This is a genomic window from Protofrankia sp. Cj3 (assembly GCF_917627355.1).
Taxonomy (GTDB): domain Bacteria; phylum Actinomycetota; class Actinomycetes; order Frankiales; family Frankiaceae; genus Protofrankia.
The window spans coordinates 1-3,650 of sequence record NZ_CAKJTR010000214.1 but is presented as its reverse complement, the minus strand read 5'-3'; the positions used below and the strand labels follow the sequence as shown (position 1 = coordinate 3,650).

General features: G+C 64.2%; 3 protein-coding genes. All 3 read right to left on the bottom strand.

The annotated features are described in order from the left end of the window. The coding region (locus tag MJ783_RS20450; protein WP_239312801.1) for a pentapeptide repeat-containing protein at window positions 1–606 on the bottom strand (606 nt) is incomplete at its 3' end. Between the two features lie 200 nt (window positions 607–806). Continuing rightward, on the bottom strand, window positions 807–1,622 hold the full coding sequence (locus MJ783_RS20445; RefSeq protein WP_239312799.1) for a tetratricopeptide repeat protein: 816 nt from the start codon (window positions 1,620–1,622) through the stop codon (window positions 807–809). Between the two features lie 206 nt (window positions 1,623–1,828). Next, window positions 1,829–2,995 (bottom strand): hypothetical protein, encoded by a 1,167-nt coding sequence (locus MJ783_RS20440; protein ID WP_239312798.1) that lies wholly within the window; start codon window positions 2,993–2,995, stop codon window positions 1,829–1,831. Window positions 2,996–3,650 lie beyond the last annotated feature (655 nt).

Genomic DNA, 3,650 nt, shown 5'->3' with positions numbered 1-3,650 from the left:
TACCTCCTCGGCGACCTCTATTCCGAGGGCGCTGGCGAGCGAGAAGGCTAGACCACCGAGGTCTCCGGTGGATACGACTGCTCCCCTCATGCTCGTAACGCCGTGAACCCCGACGAGGCTACAATTCGCCAGTCGTGCCCCGTCCATCTGCGCTCCTGACAGTTGGGCGCCGGCGAGGTCGCAGTGTTCAAAGATAGCTCCCCGAAGGTCCGCGTCCTGAAAATCGGCCTGCTTCAGGTTGCAATTGCGGAACAGCGTGCTCGACATCCGGCAGGATCTGAAGTTCGCCAGATCGAGGCGGCAGTCCTCTATCAGGACATCGCGTAGTCTTCCCTGTGTCCATGCCGCGCCCGTCATCCTGTTCGTCCGAATCTCCGCCGAGATGAGGGACGACTTCACGGCTCGGATGTTCGACAGGTTCGATTTCTCGATTCTCACATGGGTCATCAAAACTGAGGTGAAGCGACATCCGCCCATATCCACGGATGCAAAACTGCTCTTTTCGAGCTCAATCGACCGGAAGGAGGCTCCACCGAAGTCGCTGCCGTTGAACAGCGTGGCGACGTATATTCCGTCATCCTGCAACTCGGTGCCCGTGTTGAGCACGGCAGGGATCTGCGGTGGGCTTGGCGTTCTCGCCTTGGCCGAACGATACGGCGCGTGGACCATGGGGGCATTGTAGGCGGTGCGGCGGTCGACGAGGCAGGGAGGTACCTGGTCTGCCGGGGCCGCCCGTAGTCCGCCTACTGCGCTGCCCCGCGCGATGCTAGCGCGTTGTCCAGCTCTCGTACGGCTGACGAGGAGGTCTAGGAATCGAGCAACCGGCGGACCTCGGTTACACGTTGCACGATCCGGCCTGATCCTGTGTCCAACGCGATCGTGACAGCCTCGCTGAGGCAGGCGCATGCCGCATCGACGTTTCCCTGTTTTGTGTAGGCGTGAGCCAGTTCCGTGAGCGTCGACGCCCGCTCACGGACAAGTGTCGCTGGCAGCATCCGCAGGGACGTACGGAAGGATCGGGCGGCCTCAGCCGGCCGTCCGAAAAGGAGCTGGCAGCGTCCATACCACTTGTCCAGTTGGGAATAGCTGTAGAAGTCAAGCCATTCGTAGCCGGAGTCATCTGGTTGTGCGAGATGGCGTTCCGCCGCGCTCAGGGCCTGGCCGCAGGCCGCGTGCTCGCCCAGGGTTGCGTAACACCAGCCGGCCGCGGCCGCGAGCCAGGACGCCAGTCGCGGCGCCCGGACGCCAGCGGCCAGCCGCCGGGCGGCTTCCAGGTGGTCCAGCGCTTCTCGGGCCCGTCCCATCGAGGTCAAGGCACGTCCGAGATTGCCCATCGCCCAAGCCGCTCTGGCGGGGTCGTCGGCCTCCTGGGCGAGGGTCATTGCCCGTCGGTAGTGCAGTTCCGCCTCATCCGGGATGCCGGCATCGTAGGCCAGCCAGCCGGCAAGTTCGGCTGTCTCGCTCGCAAGCTGAATCAGCTCTCGGCGGTCCTCTTGCGCCACCTGCTCCCCGAGGTCGATGACGGCCTGAAGGTGGCGCCGGACGGCCGGGGCGACGTGAGCAGGGCCGATCTGTCCGTCGAGGCGCCTCAACGAGGAAGCGACTTGCCGGATATCGTCCACGGGCCGTCCAGGTCCGGCACGCTGACCGGAGGGGGTCAACGAGCCGGAAGCCACTACTGCCGCGGCAGGCAAGCCAGTCCGACGGCCAAGGTGGAGGACCGTGAGCGGCAGATCTCGTCTACGTGTCTGGTCCGTCACCGGCGACCCCTCCTGCGACGACACAACGCAGACGATACGGTGCCGACCAGCGGTCGGGAAGGCTCTCGCTACACCGCCGCAGCCCGCAAACGCTCATCGAGGCTATGTACTTCTCGATCCTCGCGGTATGCCGGAGAAATCGATCCGCGTATCGAACGGACCCTTTGTACTATCCGAGCCGATTTTGTCCACGACGCTATCTCGACGGCGTCACCGAGGAACGAGCATCCGGCGTCCAGCTCGTTGGCAGCGATGTGCGCTTCACCGAGATGACAGAGGAATTGGGATCGCTCGCGGACGAGATGCGGCGGGTGGAGAGCCAGGGCGCGCTCCAGTTCCCGCAGCGCATGCCGATGTTGTCCCAAGGCGAGGTATGCGCGGCCTCCGGCCGACACGACGTGTGCCATGTGGAAGAATGACATCCAGGAAGTGCAGGTGTCGCGTTCGGATGCTTCGAGTAACCGTTCGGCCATGCCATAGGAACGCCACGCCTCGTGGCCGTCACCTAGCCGTGCGTTTGTATGGCAGGCGATCGCGGCAAGCCAGGAACTGGTCACAGTAGAGCTGGTCCGACTAGCGACATCATGGGCTGCTTGGAGCACGTCGAGCGCTTGCCGGTCATTCTGTAGATGGTTCAGAACGAGAGCCTCGCTGCCCAGCACCCAGGCCAGAAAGCCGGGATCGTCCCCTTCGCCGGCAAGAGTCGCCGCTGCACGGTAATGAGCAAAGGATGCGTCATACTCGCCGACGTCGAAGGAAAGCCATGCGATGAGACCGGTGATGTCGGCTGCTTCCAATGCCAGCATATTGCGCCGCTGGCTCCGGCCCGCCTCGCGCAGCAGCGCGATCGTGAGTTGCTGGTGAGCCAACGCCTGATCAAGAATGCAGCCAGGGCCTAATGCCCCATCCAAACTTCTCAGTCGTGTCGTTATCTCGTGGAGGTCATTGCGTACCTGATCAGGTCGTGCGGATACCGAACCCGCCTGCGACGTCTGCGGACCCGAAGCCGAAACTGCCGCAGCGGCAGCCACCGATGCCGCCCCGGCCAGGCTGACGAATGTCCGGCGCCCCAGAACGCTCGACGAGGAAGCCCGCTCCTGCGGAGACCACCGAGCCGACTCCTCGTCAGGCTCTAAAAGACCAAGAGCCTCCGCCGACATCTCAAACAGGACGCACAACAGCACCCGGTAGTAAGGCGACACGGCGCGAGACCCCAACTCCCACTTCGCGACCATGACCTTGTCGGGGCTGACGTTCCGATGGTCCCGCTGCCACGCCAGGTCTTGGAGACGCTGGGCAAGGCCAGGGCGCGACCAGCCGCGGCCCTCCCGCTGCATCCGCAGCCGCGTATTTGGACGCCGGATCGGTCCGGCCTCATCACCTGCCATGTTCCTGCACCGCCCTCGCCAGCGGGGGATTTCAACGCCCGTAGCGTAACCGATTCGTGCGAGATGTTCCCATAAGACATCCGAAGAGTCCCGGTAGAACCTCCACCGCGCAGGTCGGGAATTGCTTGCATCGCCGTATGTTCGTTGATCTGGTTGCTGCTGGTATGAGTTCCACGTGTTGGTGTGGTATCCCCGCTGCCCACCATGGAGGAAATCGCACTCCCGGAAGCCGCCACCCGCTCGCGCGGCCGGACAACCGCCGAGCAGGTCCTCGACACCGAAGCCACCGGTCAACCCGGGCCTCACCGCCCGCGATGAGTACGCCGAGGACCTGCTGGCGGCGGTCGCCGGGCTGATCTTCGCGCCGGTCGGCCGCGACGGCCCCGACCCTCGTCGCCCCGTACGAAGTAAGATCCAATCTAAGGGAGCGCAGAAAAATAACACGTAGAGTCCCGGAACGGCGTCCGTTGGTGTGTTATGGGCGGCATGGACACAGCCGGGC